Consider the following 14,883-nt stretch of genomic DNA (forward strand, 5'->3'; position numbering starts at 1 on the left):
TAAGGTGTTTTAATGGAAATAACTTACAAAGATATTCATGATTTTACAGAAGAAGATTTAAAAGACCTGTTCCTATCAGTTGACTGGTCTTCAGGCCATTTCCCAGACAAACTTGTAATTGCCATGAAAAACTTCGAAACAGTATGTTCTGCATGGGATGGAGAAAAGCTAGTTGGTATGGTTTGTGCAATGGATGATGGGATAATGACAGCTTATGTCCATTATGTTCTTATCAGACCGGATTATCAAGGAATGGGAATTGGAAAGGAAATGATGAAAAGAGTGACTGATAAGTATAAGGACTATTTGCGTATTGTAGTTGTTTCCTACAATGATGAGATTGAGTTCTATGAGCATTGTGGATTTGAAAAGGCGGATGATGCAAGTCCAATGTTCATTACAGATTTATGGACATAGTTAACATTTAGAAAAATATTAAAATTTAAAAATTCATATCTTAATTTAAGGGTATAATAGATTTAAAGGGATTAATATGTTAAGCGTTAAAGTTGAGGATTATGGAGAAACTGAAGATCAAATGCACTATGTAACTTATAGGGCATCTGGCTTAAGTGAAAAGGAATTGGATTTTTTATTGAATAACTTGGAAGGAGAAACCATAGTGGAAGATGGTGATTTGCTCCTTAATATATTCTATTCCAGAAAATTCTTCCCATTCGCTTCAGATGATGCACATTTTAAACTTGAAGATTTCATAAAAAGGGAAGAGATTGAAATGACTTATTTCATTGCAAGCTTCTTGGAAGACATGAAATGAGTTTTAACTATTTTAAAAAAAGTTTTTTTTTTTTAATTGTTTAATTCTTATTAAAATTTCGATTTTATAAAAAAAGAGAGGATAAAAAGAAATTTTCTTTTTATCTAATTTTTATTTACTATTTTTATTTAGATGCTTCAAGCATTCTTTCTACAGCATTGATTGATTTTTCAGCTATTTCATCAGGGACAATGATTTTAGGTTCTTCATTGATTAAGCAGTCCCTTACTTTTTCCAATGTGTGGAGTTTCATGGTTTTGCAAATAGCTCCTTCAAGCAATGGGTAGTAGGTTTTGTCTGGACACTCTGATTTAAGTCTTGTAATCATGTCAACTTCGGTTCCAATGACAAATTCCTTATCCTGGCTGTCCCTTACATGTGCAAGCATTCCACCAGTACTTAAGACATAATCTGCCATTTCCTGAACCTCTTTGTTGGATTCAGGGTGAATTAAGATGTCTACACCAGGATATTTTTTCCTTGCATCTTCAATGTCCTCTTTGTGGAATAGCTTGTGAACATAACAGTGTCCGTCACCTGGAATAGGAATGATCTTTTTGTCAGTGAATGGCTGAACGAATTCTCCAAGATTGGTATCTGGTCCAAAGAGAATTGTGTCTTCTTCTAAGCTTGCTACAACCTTTTTTACATTTCCAGAAGTACAGAGAATGTCGGATTCCGCTTTTGCTTCACCAAGGCTGTTTACATATAAGCAGACTGCAGCATTAGGATATTTTGCTTTTGCTTCTCTGACTTGCTCTCCAGTAAGCATATGTGCCATAGGGCATTCTGCATCAATATCTGGGATTAAAACATTTTTATCAGGGTTTAGCATATATGCAGTTTCTGCCATAAAGTCTACTCCGCAGAATACAATGATGTCCCTATCTTCCACTTCTGCAGCTTTATTACATAATTCTAAAGAGTCTCCAAGGAAATCAGCTATTTCCTGAATTTCTTTTGGTTGGTAGTTATGTGCGAGTATAATCGCATTCTTCTCTTCTTTCAATTGAATAATTTCTTTCTGTAATTCATTCATTTTTATCCCTCTTTACAATGGGATTAGTATAATATTTTTAGTTATTATATTATCTTTATTCTTTTTGCTTAAAAAAATTAACTATTGTTATTTTTTTAAATCTTTTTAATTTTTTTAATTAAAAATAATTATTATTTCTTATACTTTATCTTGATTTTTCTTGTTCTTATATTCATCAATCAATCTATTGATATTTTCCAAGATTGTGACTTTACCGCAGTCAATGTACTTATAGTCTGTTATCCAATAGCTTACCTCAACTTTAGGGCCCCATTCAGTGTAATCCTTTGAAAATATTGAAGTTTTATCATTCACTACCCAATCGTATTCATACATGATCTTATCAAGCTCTTGTTTGAATTCTGGAATATTCATTCCATGAGGCAAGGTTGCAATGATTCTTAGCCTATGGTCTTCAGTTGGCTTATACATCTTATAGATATTTTTTGATAAAACAGAGTTAGGGATTGTTATTTCGTAGTTGTCCTGATTTATCATAGTCGTATTTCTGAATCCGACTTTCTTTATTGTTCCCTTAAATCCATTGACTTCAATGACCTCTCCAACTTTGATTCTTTTATCACTGATTACAAAGATTCCTGAAATGAAGTTGGAGACAATGTCTTGTGATGCAAAACCTATTACAATACCTACAACACCTAAACTGATTATGATGCTTTCTAAATTGATTCCAAGAACATGCAATATCCATGCAATGGCTACAATAATCACTGTGTATTTCACTATGTCCTTAAATAGATAATGGGCAGTGAGATTCAAATCGAATTTTTGCTCTAGCTTAGTGAGCATTTTATCTCCTATTCTGATGAAGATGAGCCCACCTATTATAATCAGCAAAATGTATATGATATTCCTTAAATTAAAAAGATGAAACATAACGTCCAATATTTGAGATGTGAAATCCATTTTATCCCTATCCTCTTTTATTTTTTCTTCTCTTTTTAATAATAGTTTCCATTAGTTTTCTATTCTTTTTAATCATTGTTTACGGTTAATATGTTCTTGAAATTTATGGAAGTCTTGTCTTTTCCAATGTTAATTTCAGTAAAGTCATTTGCCACAATGGTATTTTCAAATATTTCCTTAGCTTCATTCTTTATATTCAAATCACTTGTATACCTTGTGCTTATGTGAGTCAAGACCAATAATTTGACATTTGCCTCTTTAGCTATTTCTGCAGCTTCCTTTGAAGTGGAATGGCAATTTTCAATTGCCTTGTCTTTGTCCGCATCCTCGTAAGTTGCTTCATGAATAAGAACGTCGCTGTCTTTAGCAAGTTCAATCAGTTTTTCACAAGGCCTTGTATCTCCAGAGTAAGTGACTTTCTTTCCAGCTCTTGGAGGTCCTAATACCTGTTCAGGCTTGATTATCTTTCCATCCACTTCAACCTCTTGGCCACTGTGAAGCTTTCCAAAGGCAGGGCCTACTGGAACTCCAAGCTCAATTGCCTTTTCCCTTAAGAAGCGAGGCTTTTTCTTTTCATAAATTGAATAAGCGATATTTGGAATGTTATGCTCTGCAATTATTGACTTGATGATGTATTCATCAGTTTCCACAACTATTCCTTCATCGATTTCATGAATGTTTATATTGAAATTTATTTGGAAAAATCCATAGTTGGAAATCACAGTTTTTATCTTTTCCAGTCCTTTAGGTCCATAGATATCCAAGTCTTCCTCTCTACCTCTAAATCCCATGGATTGAATAAGTCCTGCCAAACCTAGGATATGGTCTCCATGAAAGTGGCTGATGAATATCTTGTCTATTTTCATAGGGCTTATCTTAGCATAAGTCAATTGTCTTTGTGTTCCTTCCCCACAATCAAAGAGCAGTGTATCCTTAAAGTATTTCAAGATTATTCCTGCATGGTTTCTATATTTTGAAGGCACTGCAGATGAGGTTCCTAAAAATGTAATTTCCATAAAATCACTTAAATTATAAATTTTATCAGCTATTTTCGGTTGAATAGTTGAATTAAATTATATTTTGTCTTATAATTAATATTTTGTTAATTTACATATATAAATTGATTTAAATATTGATTTGATATGTAATATATATTAATGGTTTAAAACATATATTATTGTAATCAATTTTGATTTTTTATAAATGTTTTCAATAATTTTGGTGTAAAAATGGATGAAATTATAAAGTACATGCTTAGTGAGGATGAAGGTTTTGGAGATATCACTTCAAACGCATTAATTCCAGAAAATAAGATATTTTATGCTAAATTGATCACTAAAGATGATGGAATCCTTGCAGGAATTGAAATCATAAAGGAAATGTTTTTAGAGTATGGCATTGAAATCATATCCTCTAAAAAGGATGGGGATGAGATTGCTAAAGGGGATATCCTTTTAGAGATTGAAGGTAATGCCCGCAAGATTCTTCTTTTAGAGCGCACTGCACTTAATTTGCTTATGAGAATGTCTGGTGTTGCTACCATAACAAATAGGATAGTCAATAAGGTTCATGATGTGAACCCTAAAATAAGGGTTGCAGGAACCCGTAAGACTGCTCCTGCACTTCAGAAGTATGATAAGTTAGCTATTGCAATTGGTGGGGGAGACAGTCATAGGAATGCATTGGATGACATGATATTGATTAAGGACAATCATATTGCTGTTGTCGGTTCAGTCAAAAAGGCTCTTGAATTGGCTAAAGAGAACAATAGCTTTTCCAAAAAGATTGAAATTGAAGTTGAATCAACTGAAGATGCAATCATTGCCTGTGAAAACGGTGCAGACATTGTCATGTTTGATAACATGACTCCTCAGGAAGTTCAAGACACTCTAAATGCATTGGAAGAAAAGGATTTGAGAAAAGATGTCTTGATTGAGATTTCCGGCGGAATCACTGAAGACAACATATTGGATTATGCACCATTGGATGTGGACATTATCTCTTTAGGTTCAATAACCCATCAGGCAAGCAGCTTGAACTTTAGTTTGGACATGGATTAAAAACCCTTTCGGCTTATTGGATAGATGAAAAGTTTATATGTAATATTGCATAATGTTTATATAACTTTAATATGAGGTGAAATTATGGCAAATCTTGAAAAGAATATAGAAGAAAAACTCACTGAAGTATTTAAAGGCGAATTTGAAAAGGAAGATTTTGAATTGAATTATCTTATAACCGATGATGTAATCACTTTCTTCTTCCCAATAGCAGAAGGAAAAGAGCTTTCACTTGATTCAATTGAAAAGATCTCAAGCATTATCGATGGAAGATTCGAAGGTTCCAATATTGTAAACCAAGAATACAGATATGCTTTCAATCTTGATCCTTGTGCTGACTAAAATTATTGGTTTTTAAAATAAAATTTTAAATTTTATTTTTTTATTTATTATTTTTTTTATTATTATTCTATTATTATTTTATTATTATTTTTTTATAATTTTTATTTTCAAAAAATTTTCACTGCTTCTTTCACTATTGTTTCAATTATAGTATACTATTTCTATTTTTTACAACAATTTTCATTGATTTTCCATTTAATAATTTTTATATTTTTTATATGCTTTATAGTTTTAAAAAAGGGATTTTTCAATTTTTATAAGCTATCAAAATTATTGACTTTTGCTATAATTATTCATATAGTTATAGAGTAAACTATATGAAAAAATAATCATAAAATTAAAATAATACGATACCTTTATATATTCCTTTAAACAAATATATTATTACATCTAGATAAGCAAATGGATTTTTTAGATTTCAAATCAATTTTTATTAAAAAATAAAAATAATTTTTAATCCAAATTTATATTTCACTTGCTTTTCATGATTTATTTAAAATTTAGATAAATTTTATTAATATTAAAATTCTTATTGTAATTTTTCATTTATGATAAATTTTTATGAACTAATTATTGCATTAGCCAGTTAATAATTCAGTTGTAATCAATTATTAATAAAATTTATAATATTTATTATGGAGACGTTATTATGGCTGAAGAAGAAATCAATAATGTTGAAATCGAAGAAGAGGAAGATGAATACTTACCTTTCGCTAAAGCAGAAGTTGTTCGTTTAATGAAACAAAACCTTGATGATGACAAAATGATCAGGGAAAGAGTAAAAGTAGAAATGAACAAGTTCTTAGGAGACATCCTCAAGCAAGTTTGTGAACAACTCAATGAGTACCCATACACAACCATTGAGTATGAAATGCTTAAAGAGTCAACCTATCCATACACTAACATCAAAAGAATCAACCAAGAAAAAGAAAGAATCTTATTACACTTAAATGCTATTAAAGCAGATTGTGATGCATTAGCTATGGATGTTCAAAAGACTCTTAAATTAAAAGACGTTGTAGATGAAGATGAGTTCACTCCATTATCTATGACAAAACAAGAAGAAGATGAAGAAGAAATAGAAGAATAAATCTTCTAATTTTCTTATTTTTTTTATTTTTAATAATTTTATTTTTAATATTTATAAATAAATTCAATTTTAACTACTTTTTTCAAAATTTTAATTTTTCAAATTATTTTATCTTTTAAAATTTTCACTATTTTTAATAATCTAATCAATTACAGTATAACCTGTTTTTAGATTTTTAAGTTCCTCATCAGTTAATGGTTCTGTCTTTGCACGAACATCCATGATTTTGCTTTGTCCGAATGGATCTTCGATAAGCAAGAGAGTTTCAAGTTCACCCTCTAAAATCTTGTGCAGGTTTTCAATAACCATTTTTCCATTTTGTTGAGATGTCTCATCAGTAAACATATTCAATGCCCTTTCAGTTGCTTCAATGAATCTTACAATAACACCTTCAACATTTGAGATGTACCCTTCAGACTTTGGGCCTGGTTCAACTTTGATTCCAACTTCAGGAAGTGAAACTGTAGCTGATTGTGATCTGACCACCCTTGAGTCCAAAGATTTTTTGGTAATTATCAAACTATGTTTGGCAGGGTCTTTCTGTTCAGTTGCCAAAACGTCATTATGTCTGAACCCACATCTTTCACATTGTATTGTTGATTCAACAACCTCTCCAAAATAAGCAAGTTCATGAGTTTGAGTAGTGTAAGTTGCAGTTCCTTTTCCTCCACATACTGGACAATCCATCTTCATTTCTGCACTTTTTCCAGTTGTAACATCATCTGTGTTCATATTAATTCTCTCCTTTATTAATTTTCATACTTGTGCAATAGTTATTGATAATTATTAAGTCTAAGTCTTATAATTTGAATAGTTGTTACTAAGTGTCTATTTTGTATTTTCTAGATGTAGATGCACTTATCAATAAATCACATAATTAAACAATTTTTCAGATTTTCTATATTTTTTATATATAATTTTTTCAATTTTCTATTATAATTTTTATACAAGATTTTATTTAAAGATTTTTTAAAACAAAAATCTATCTTTAATTGTTTTATGCTAATATTTATAAATAATAATAAATATATACATACATTAAGATAAATTCTATGATGTTGGATAATGTATTATTTATTTCATTAGTATATAATAAATTTATTTAAAGAAGTTCAATGTTTAACAATTTATCAAAATAATATTTTTATCAAAATTACACAATTTTTAAAAGAGGAGTGATTACTTGTATTCTATAAATTCTGTTGAAGATCTTCAAGAATTGAATCCTTATATTATAGTAGGATGTGGAGGTGGAGGAGAAAAGTTCTCTAACCTCGAAGGGATTGAAACAGTAGGATTCCTTGATGATAACCCTGCAAAACAAGGAAAACCTTTCTGTGGTCTTGAAGTGGCATCAAACTTATCAGATTTATTTGAATCTACTGAAGCAAATACTGTAGCAATCATGTTGCCTATTGGAGCTGAAGGGACTGCTTTAAAATATGCAGTTCAAGCATTGGCAAATGGTAAGAATGCAGTTGTTTCATTTAGATCTTTATCATTATCTGAAAATGAATCTTTATTAAAACTTGCTGAACAAAATGATGTTTGCATTAAAGAGATTAGTCCAAGATTGGATGTTGTACGTAAGATTTGCGGTGTAGCGCCTGAAAAATGCTGTGAAGTATTGCCTAAGATTTCATATGAAGCAAAGGCACCTGTTATTTTTGTTGGAGGTACTTCCCAGGAATGTGGTAAAAGAACCACTACCAAATCATTAGGAATTGAAGCTATGAAAAGAGGAATGAAAGCTTCTATCATTTCCACTGATGAAATGGGATTGGAACAGCCTACTGCATTTAACTTCAGAGCAGGAAGCTTATCTGCAATGGACATTCCTTCAGCTATTTTAAGTTCAATCAAATATGTTGAGGAAAATGACCAACCGGACATTATCTTTATCGAAGGGCAATCAAGCTTAACTGAAGATGGAAACCCTCACCCAAGAGGATTGTCTGCATGTATCCTAATCGGTGCAGATCCAGATGCAGTTATCGTAGGTCACAGACCAAACCATCCATACCGTGAACCAAGAGGTATTGATTATGAGGTAAAAGCTATTGAAGCTGTTGTACCTACCACTAAAGTCGTTGGATTATCAATTAACTTAAGAAATGCTGATGAAGACATGACTTTAGAAAGCTTTGAAGAGAAATACGGCTTGCCTGCAGCAGATATGTATTTTGGTGGAGCAGCTAAAATATTAGATGCAATTTTAGAATATTTAGATAAAAACTAATTGATTTTTATTTAATTATTTTATTTCTTTTTTTACTATTTTTTTTTAAAACTTTTCATATTTTTTTACTATTTTTTTTAAAACTTTTAATATTTTTTAATATTTTTTCATGCCCTATCATAAAATTCTATTTTTATAAAATCCATTTTTTCATAAAAAAAATAATAACTTTTATAACTATAAAAAAATATATACTTTAATGTAACAAAGTTTAATTTATTAAACTTTTAAATTATTAAACAAATTTTTTATTAAATATGTATAAAATTTTAAAATTTTTTTAAATTTATTTAAATTAATTAATCAATTTTATTTATTAAATTTAAGGGAAGATCAAAATGAGTTTTACAGATAATTTAAAGAAAAGCCTTGGTTTTGAAGAAGATGACTTTGGCACTGCATACGGAATTAGCGATTACGGAGAAGAAGATTTTTTCGAAGATGAATTCACTACAATCTCTCCAGAACAAACTTTTTATGAAATTGTCTTAATCAGACCAAAATCCGTAGATGATATGGATTACATCTTTGACCAAATCGTTGAAGAAAACAATCCTGTAATTCTTGATTTAAAATTCCTTGAAAAACAAAGTGAAAAGGACTTCAGACAAGCAGGAGAAATCTTAAAGCTTTTAAGACATCAATATGGTGCAGAAGCAATTTTGCTTTCACAAACTGAAGACAAGAACTTAATTATTGTAACTCCATCTAGAGTTAAATTAGTTAGAAAAGATTAAATGGAACAATACTCATATTGTTTTTCCTATTTACTTTTTTTTCTATTTTTTTATTTTTTTATTTTTTTCAAGTATTTTAAATTCTTTTTTTATTAATTTTTTAAATAATTAGTTTATTTTAGTATTATTATTATCATTATTATCATTATTATTATATTTTAGTTTTATTTGGAGTGGTATCATGAGTCATGTGGAAAGATCAGTGGAATTATTCGGATTAAAGTTCAATTGTGCACAGGCTGTTTTTGCAAGCTTTTCTGACGAATTAGGGATTGATGAAAAACAGGCACTTAAAATAGGGGGATGCTTTGGAAGTGGCATGCGTAAAGGTGAGGTTTGTGGAGCATGCACTGGTGCATTAATGGCTTTAGGATTGAAGTATGGTCAAAGTGAAGTCGGTGATGTGGATAGCAAACTAAAGTCAGATGATGTTTGCGTCAAGTTTTTAGAGGAATTTGAATCAAAAAACGGTTCTTATATCTGCAATGAATTGTTAGGGTGTGACATTAGAACTAAAGAAGGAGTTGAATATGCAGTGGAAAATAAGCTTTTCACTGAATTTTGTCCTAAAATGGTTGAATCCGCTACATTAATTGCGGAAAAATTAATCATGGAATAATTTTTTAATTATTCCCCTTTTCAATTTTTTAATACTTTTTTTCAAAATTTCTATTTTTTATTCATTTAAATATTGAAAAAGCTTTTTGCATTTTCAAATGCTACTTTATTTATCTCTTTTTTATCGTATCCTAATCTTTTTAGTGTTCTGACTGTTTTTGGAACAGAAAGGGGATTAGATGGCTTATTGCTTATGTCACTATTCAATAGGAATTTATCAAATCCATATTTGTCCAAAATTTCAATTGCCTCTTCAACTTCCATCTTTTGAGGCTGTACAGTCAATCCTATGGTAAAATCTTCATCAATTACCTCTTCAACGGTGTTAAGGTTTATATGATCGATGACTACAAGCTTTGGATTGATGTTTTCAAGAACTATGTCCTTAATGTCCTTTAAGACTTCAAGCTTGTTTTTTCTGGGAGTGTGAATAATGACTTTTGATTTGCTATCTTCTGCCAATTCCAATTGCTTTTTAAAAACTTCCTTTTCCAAATCAGTATTCTCATCCAATCCTATTTCTCCAATAGCTATTATGTCCCTATTTTCTATCCATCTCTCTAATGCTTCGAATATGATTTCATTGTTCTTCAATGCATTAGCTGGATGAATCCCCAATGCAACCCTTAAGTCAAGGCCATATTCTCCTGCTCTCCTTGGTTCAAAGTTTAGGATTCTATTTAAGTGGTTTAAAAGTATTTTTGGGTTGTTATCAATTTTATACGGATAGTAAGAGCAAGTTATTGCAGTATCTATTCCACTAATAAACATTTTTTCAAAGTCTTCACTGCTTCTTGAGTCAGCATGCATATGTGTATCAATCATATTTTCACCATTTTTAGGAATTTGTTAAATTTTTTTCTAGCTATTGGGATTTTTGTTAAAATATTATTATGAATAGTTAAGAATTTGTTTCTAATTATATTTTTCTTCGTTTTATATATTATTTTTTCTAAAAATCATTTTAATTCAATATTTTTATAAAAATTAACAGTTTCACATCAATATTGATGTCATTTTGAAATTCTATTTCCCGTTTTTCTAGCATGTTTATATATGTGTTTATGAAAATTACTAATTGAGTTAACTATTTGTTAACATTGATTTTTTTCAAATCTTTAACTTTTTACTGGGGTTATCGATTTGATTGGGGTGTTTTGAGTAGTGAGGTTTAAATTTTGTTGATTTTTCTGTTTGATTTTTTGTTGATTTTTCGTATTAATTTTATAATTTTTAAAATCATGGTTTATATAAACTTAAAGGTATTTTAGTTTATCAATGATTTGATAGTTAGTTATATAAATGGTGATAATATGGATTATTTCTCAGTTGTTGGAGATGAGTTAAAGTTTTTAAACAATTCTGATATTAGAATAAAAGTCTTGATAGACTTATTGGATGGTCCCTTGAAAATAAGGGATATAAATAAACGGTCTTTATTAAGTTACAGTTCAATTTCAAGCAATATTCATAAATTATGTGCTGAAGGGTATGTTGAAAAAATTCATAACAGCTTCCAGCTAACAAATTTAGGGTTGATTTATACAACTATATTGATGGATTTTAGAGATGTTATTGCTACAATAAGCAATAATGCGGATTTTTGGTTGGATCATGACATCAGTTCATTATCCATTGAAGATTTAAATAAACTATCCTCTTTGGAAGGCTCTGAATTGATAAGATGCAATTCAATGGATATCTACAAGACACATAAGGAGTTTAAACGATTATTTAAAAATTCAAAAAATTTGAAGGTCATATTTCCCTATCTTCACCCTGAATATCCTAAATTGATAAGAAGATTAATCTTAAAAGGAATCAAGGTGGAATTGGTAGTTTCTAGGGACATATTGGATAGTTTCATAAGAGACATTGGGAATGATGTTGTTAAGAAAGGCATTTATGATGGCAATTTTTCCATAAAATATTTGGATGAGGATATTAAGATTGCCCTAGCCATTTCCAATGAATTCATTACAGTGGGATTGTTTAAGCTAGATGGAACTTATGATCAAAACAGATTATTGTTATCCAATAGGAAAAAGGCAATTGATTGGGGATTAAGCATTTTTGATTCCTATGCTCAATGTGCTTTGGCTTTGATTTTGAATTAATTTTATTTTAAATTTAGGTGGTTTAATGTTTAATGAAGAAGATTCACCAAATAAGTATGTTGATTTTTTAACTGTTCGATTTTTATTGGCTTCTAAGATGAGGCCTTTGCTATTGTTGTTATTATCTGATAAGGAGTATGATTTAAATGATTTTAGAGAAGAATTGAATAAGCCTTCAGCTTCAATATTGCACGGATTAAAGGAATTGGAACGGATTAATTTAATCAAGAAGAATTTTAAAAAGTATTCCCTATCCTCTAAAGGGGTTTTATGTTCTGCAAGTTTGAAAAAGCTTTTTAAGGATTTGTATATTTTTGAAATCAATAGGGATTTTTGGCTTAATCATTCTATAGAATCCATTCCTATAGAGTCATTTAAAAATACCTATCTTTTGAAGGATTCTGTTTTTGTCGAGTCTGATGAGCATAACCTTTCAAAATCCTTTACCCAATACCTTGAACTCTTAAGCAATTGCGGTAATATGGAAATAATTCTGCCTATATTCCTTGAGGAACATTTGGAGATAATATTGGAAAATCTTGAAAATGGAGATAATTTGATTTTAATTACAAATGAGGAAGTATTGTCATCTTTAAAGAAATCCAAATATTATGATGACTTGATTGATTTTTCAAAAAAGAGCCAGCTTATAATCAGAAAAGTTGATTATGACTTAAAGATATTCTTAACAATCTGTGATGATTTCATGTCTTTAAGTCTGTTTTTTAAGGATGGGCTTTTTGACAATTCCTGCTTTATTCTTAATGAACATTCCGATGGGATTAAGTGGGCCAGAATATTGTTTAAGAAGTTTTCTGAAAAGTCAATCAGGGCACTTTAAGGTTTTCATTTATAAAAAAAGGATGTTAAATCTTATTTGGTATTTTTTAAAGTTAGAAAAAGTTAAAAAAAGTATTAGGAGTTTTAAATAAGTATAAAAAAGTATTTGGCTTTTTAAAAATTTAAATAAGTATTAAAAAGTATAAATATATTTTAAAAAAGTAGAAGTTAAAAAAAGTTTAAAAATTTAAAAAAGTTTATTGAAGTTTTGCTTCAATAACTTCTTTTAAATCTTCTATTTTTACTCTTTCCTGTTCTTCAGTGTCCCTGTCTCTTATTGTTACAGTATTGTCTTCTTTGGTGTCAAAGTCAACTGTAATAGCTATTGGAACACCTACTTCATCTGCACGAGCATATCTTTTACCGATGGTTCCTGAAGTGTCATTGTCTACAGTGAAACCCGCTTCACGAAGTTTGTGAGTGATGTCAATTGCTATTTCACCGAGCCCTTCCTTGTTCATCAATGGGAAGACACTTACTTGAATTGGTGCAATCTCTTTTGCAAACTTGAAGTATTCCTTTTCAAATCCTTCTTCTTCAGTCTTAAATGAATGCAATAATGTGCAGTAAAGGATACGGTCGATACCAAATGAAGGTTCAATTACATGAGGAATGATTCTTTCCCCTTTAACTTCCTCTTCAATGTCTTCAAATATTAAGTGCTCTTCAAGAATCTCAAAGGTGTTGTCAAGTTCAAGGATGAATTTTCCTTCACTTTCGATTTGTTCCTTAAGTGCTAGAACTTCATCATCTGATAAGTTTTCGATATAAGTCTTGATTTTTGGAGAATCCCCTTTGAATGCAGGTCCGAATAACTTTAAGTTAGGCTTTACGATGGTTTTAGATACAAGCTTAGGCTCATCGTATTCCATGTAAATGCTCAATTCCTCATTACTGAATTGGCTATGTGCAGTTAGGTCGTAGTTTCCTCTGTCTGCAATACCGATGATTTCCACCCAACCGTATTGGTCAGTCAAGCATTCAACGTCCCAGCAGTCAAGTGCATAATGAGCCATTTCTCCAGGCAAGTGTTGTCTGAATCTCAATACTTCATCAGGGATGCCTAATTCCTTCAAGAATTTTCTTGCAAGATACAATTGATAGATTAATGTTTCAGAAGATACGACACCTTGGTCGAGTGCTTCTTGAGCAGTGATTTCCAAGGTTTCCTTATCATTCATCTGAACATCTTGAGAGGATAAGTATAAAATTTCATCAGCTATTTGGCTGAATTTAGGATGGGTCTTGTCTTCAGGATCAAGGAATATTTCAGCTTCAGCTTGGGTGAATTCTCTTAGACGGATAACCCCTTGTCTTGGAGAGATTTCATTTCTGTATGCTTTTCCAAGTTGCACAGCACCGAATGGGAGCTTGTTTTTAAAGAATCTGGATAATCTTTTGAATAGGATGAAAATTCCTTGTGCTGTTTCAGGTCTCATGTAACCTACTTTGTCACCTTTTGCTCCGATTTCAGTCTTAAACATTAAATTGTAGTTCCAGATGTTTGCTAAGTCTCCACCACAGCTTGGACATTTGATGTTGTTTTCCTTAACGATCTCATCCATTTGGCTATTTTCCAAGCTTTCCACATCTTCACCGATTGCCTCTTCAATGATGTGGTCTGCCCTGAACACTTCACCGCAAGAGAGACATTTGGTCATTGGATCTGTAAAGTTGTCAACGTGTCCAGATGCCTTCAATACTTCCTTAGGCATTACAGTAGGCCCTTCAATTTCGTGGAAACCTTCTCCTGCAATGTATTGCTTTCTCCACTTTTGCATGATGTTATTCTTTAAGCTTGCTCCAAGAGGTCCGTAATCTGTAAATCCAGACACTCCTGAGTAAATCTCAAAAGATGGCCATAAGAAACCTCTTTTACGTGCAATATTAAACATTTTTTCATGATTCATTAATATTTCTCCATAAGTAAAATAATTTTTTAAATTAATTAGAATATTTAATTAGAATATTTATTGAAATAAGTTATTATAATCAAATAATTTAACTTAATAATTTAACATTTTAATTTTTCTTTTTAATTATTATTATAAGTTTTTATAAAATTAGATTGCAAAATTGAAAAAATAAGTTAAATT

Annotated in this window: 16 protein-coding genes; 10 read left to right on the top strand and 6 right to left on the bottom strand. The window is 30.4% G+C overall.

The genetic code is table 11. From position 1 onward, the window contains the following. The first annotated feature begins 12 nt into the window (after positions 1 to 12). Together QZU90_RS02515 and QZU90_RS02520 are read left to right on the top strand one after the other, a co-directional pair. Positions 13 to 417 (top strand): GNAT family N-acetyltransferase, encoded by a 405-nt coding sequence (locus QZU90_RS02515; RefSeq protein WP_295604952.1) that lies wholly within the window; start codon positions 13 to 15, stop codon positions 415 to 417. A gap of 76 nt (positions 418 to 493) precedes the next feature. After that, positions 494 to 778 carry a DUF5750 family protein gene (locus tag QZU90_RS02520; protein WP_292788893.1) on the top strand — a complete coding sequence of 95 codons (285 nt, stop codon included), beginning with the start codon at positions 494 to 496 and terminating at the stop codon, positions 776 to 778. 124 nt (positions 779 to 902) lie between these two features. On the opposite strand, the gene nadA is transcribed toward QZU90_RS02520, so the two are convergent. The 3 genes from nadA to rnz all read right to left on the bottom strand — a co-directional run bounded on the left by nadA (position 903) and on the right by rnz (position 3,760). After that, entirely contained in the window at positions 903 to 1,817 is a 915-nt protein-coding gene (gene nadA, locus QZU90_RS02525; RefSeq protein WP_296855355.1) for a quinolinate synthase NadA, read from the bottom strand. A gap of 138 nt (positions 1,818 to 1,955) precedes the next feature. Then, the gene (locus tag QZU90_RS02530) at positions 1,956 to 2,744 is read right to left on the bottom strand and encodes a mechanosensitive ion channel family protein (RefSeq protein ID WP_296855356.1); all 789 of its coding nucleotides are present in this window, start codon (positions 2,742 to 2,744) and stop codon (positions 1,956 to 1,958) included. Between the two features lie 68 nt (positions 2,745 to 2,812). Next, on the bottom strand, positions 2,813 to 3,760 hold the full coding sequence (rnz, locus tag QZU90_RS02535) for a ribonuclease Z (protein ID WP_295604960.1): 948 nt from the start codon (positions 3,758 to 3,760) through the stop codon (positions 2,813 to 2,815). A gap of 213 nt (positions 3,761 to 3,973) precedes the next feature. On the opposite strand from rnz, the gene nadC reads away from it, so the two are divergent. The 3 genes from nadC (at position 3,974) to QZU90_RS02550 (ending at position 6,236) form a co-directional block, all read left to right on the top strand. Next, a complete protein-coding gene (gene nadC, locus QZU90_RS02540; protein ID WP_296855357.1) occupies positions 3,974 to 4,804 on the top strand; it encodes a carboxylating nicotinate-nucleotide diphosphorylase in 831 nt (276 codons plus the stop codon). A gap of 84 nt (positions 4,805 to 4,888) precedes the next feature. After that, positions 4,889 to 5,146 (top strand): hypothetical protein, encoded by a 258-nt coding sequence (locus QZU90_RS02545; RefSeq protein WP_295604964.1) that lies wholly within the window; start codon positions 4,889 to 4,891, stop codon positions 5,144 to 5,146. A 649-nt stretch (positions 5,147 to 5,795) separates the two neighbouring features. Then, the gene (locus QZU90_RS02550) at positions 5,796 to 6,236 is read left to right on the top strand and encodes a hypothetical protein (RefSeq protein WP_295604966.1); all 441 of its coding nucleotides are present in this window, start codon (positions 5,796 to 5,798) and stop codon (positions 6,234 to 6,236) included. Positions 6,237 to 6,377: 141 nt separating this feature from the next. Here QZU90_RS02550 and QZU90_RS02555 read toward each other — a convergent pair whose 3' ends face one another. Next, a complete protein-coding gene (locus QZU90_RS02555; RefSeq protein ID WP_295604968.1) occupies positions 6,378 to 6,968 on the bottom strand; it encodes a ZPR1 zinc finger domain-containing protein in 591 nt (196 codons plus the stop codon). Between the two features lie 451 nt (positions 6,969 to 7,419). Here QZU90_RS02555 and QZU90_RS02560 point away from each other — a divergent pair, with 451 nt between their 5' ends. The 3 genes from QZU90_RS02560 (at position 7,420) to QZU90_RS02570 (ending at position 9,831) form a co-directional block, all read left to right on the top strand. Beyond that, complete coding sequence (locus QZU90_RS02560; protein ID WP_295604970.1) at positions 7,420 to 8,475, top strand: DUF1611 domain-containing protein; 1,056 nt, start codon at positions 7,420 to 7,422, stop codon at positions 8,473 to 8,475. Positions 8,476 to 8,813: 338 nt separating this feature from the next. Beyond that, positions 8,814 to 9,212 (top strand): cell division protein SepF, encoded by a 399-nt coding sequence (locus tag QZU90_RS02565; protein WP_296855360.1) that lies wholly within the window; start codon positions 8,814 to 8,816, stop codon positions 9,210 to 9,212. 181 nt (positions 9,213 to 9,393) lie between these two features. Further along, entirely contained in the window at positions 9,394 to 9,831 is a 438-nt protein-coding gene (locus QZU90_RS02570) for a C-GCAxxG-C-C family protein (protein ID WP_296855362.1), read from the top strand. A gap of 65 nt (positions 9,832 to 9,896) precedes the next feature. Here the strand turns inward: QZU90_RS02570 and QZU90_RS02575 are convergent, their stop codons facing one another. Continuing rightward, positions 9,897 to 10,655 carry a TatD family hydrolase gene (locus QZU90_RS02575; protein ID WP_295604981.1) on the bottom strand — a complete coding sequence of 253 codons (759 nt, stop codon included), beginning with the start codon at positions 10,653 to 10,655 and terminating at the stop codon, positions 9,897 to 9,899. Between the two features lie 488 nt (positions 10,656 to 11,143). Between QZU90_RS02575 and QZU90_RS02580 the strand changes: the two genes are divergently transcribed. Then, on the top strand, positions 11,144 to 11,947 hold the full coding sequence (locus QZU90_RS02580; protein WP_295604983.1) for a winged helix-turn-helix domain-containing protein: 804 nt from the start codon (positions 11,144 to 11,146) through the stop codon (positions 11,945 to 11,947). A 25-nt stretch (positions 11,948 to 11,972) separates the two neighbouring features. Further along, a complete protein-coding gene (locus QZU90_RS02585; protein ID WP_295604985.1) occupies positions 11,973 to 12,788 on the top strand; it encodes a winged helix-turn-helix domain-containing protein in 816 nt (271 codons plus the stop codon). 196 nt (positions 12,789 to 12,984) lie between these two features. Here QZU90_RS02585 and glyS read toward each other — a convergent pair whose 3' ends face one another. Continuing rightward, positions 12,985 to 14,697 carry a glycine--tRNA ligase gene (gene glyS, locus QZU90_RS02590; protein ID WP_295604987.1) on the bottom strand — a complete coding sequence of 571 codons (1,713 nt, stop codon included), beginning with the start codon at positions 14,695 to 14,697 and terminating at the stop codon, positions 12,985 to 12,987. Between the last annotated feature and the right edge of the window lie 186 nt (positions 14,698 to 14,883).

It is taken from the genome of uncultured Methanobrevibacter sp., from assembly GCF_902784195.1.
In the GTDB taxonomy this organism is placed as follows: domain Archaea; phylum Methanobacteriota; class Methanobacteria; order Methanobacteriales; family Methanobacteriaceae; genus Methanobrevibacter.

Bases quoted from the DNA above. Each gene is read 5' to 3' on its own strand.
- QZU90_RS02550 (WP_295604966.1), top strand. From the start codon at position 5,796: ATGGCTGAAGAAGAAATCAATAATGTTGAAATCGAAGAAGAGGAAGAT.
- nadC (WP_296855357.1), top strand. From the start codon at position 3,974: ATGGATGAAATTATAAAGTACATGCTTAGTGAGGATGAAGGTTTTGGA.
- QZU90_RS02545 (WP_295604964.1), top strand. From the start codon at position 4,889: ATGGCAAATCTTGAAAAGAATATAGAAGAAAAACTCACTGAAGTATTT.
- QZU90_RS02575 (WP_295604981.1), bottom strand. From the start codon at position 10,655: ATGATTGATACACATATGCATGCTGACTCAAGAAGCAGTGAAGACTTT.
- QZU90_RS02530 (WP_296855356.1), bottom strand. From the start codon at position 2,744: ATGGATTTCACATCTCAAATATTGGACGTTATGTTTCATCTTTTTAAT.
- QZU90_RS02515 (WP_295604952.1), top strand. From the start codon at position 13: ATGGAAATAACTTACAAAGATATTCATGATTTTACAGAAGAAGATTTA.
- QZU90_RS02520 (WP_292788893.1), top strand. From the start codon at position 494: ATGTTAAGCGTTAAAGTTGAGGATTATGGAGAAACTGAAGATCAAATG.
- QZU90_RS02555 (WP_295604968.1), bottom strand. From the start codon at position 6,968: ATGAACACAGATGATGTTACAACTGGAAAAAGTGCAGAAATGAAGATG.
- glyS (WP_295604987.1), bottom strand. From the start codon at position 14,697: ATGAATCATGAAAAAATGTTTAATATTGCACGTAAAAGAGGTTTCTTA.
- rnz (WP_295604960.1), bottom strand. From the start codon at position 3,760: ATGGAAATTACATTTTTAGGAACCTCATCTGCAGTGCCTTCAAAATAT.
- nadA (WP_296855355.1), bottom strand. From the start codon at position 1,817: ATGAATGAATTACAGAAAGAAATTATTCAATTGAAAGAAGAGAAGAAT.
- QZU90_RS02580 (WP_295604983.1), top strand. From the start codon at position 11,144: ATGGATTATTTCTCAGTTGTTGGAGATGAGTTAAAGTTTTTAAACAAT.
- QZU90_RS02585 (WP_295604985.1), top strand. From the start codon at position 11,973: ATGTTTAATGAAGAAGATTCACCAAATAAGTATGTTGATTTTTTAACT.
- QZU90_RS02570 (WP_296855362.1), top strand. From the start codon at position 9,394: ATGAGTCATGTGGAAAGATCAGTGGAATTATTCGGATTAAAGTTCAAT.
- QZU90_RS02565 (WP_296855360.1), top strand. From the start codon at position 8,814: ATGAGTTTTACAGATAATTTAAAGAAAAGCCTTGGTTTTGAAGAAGAT.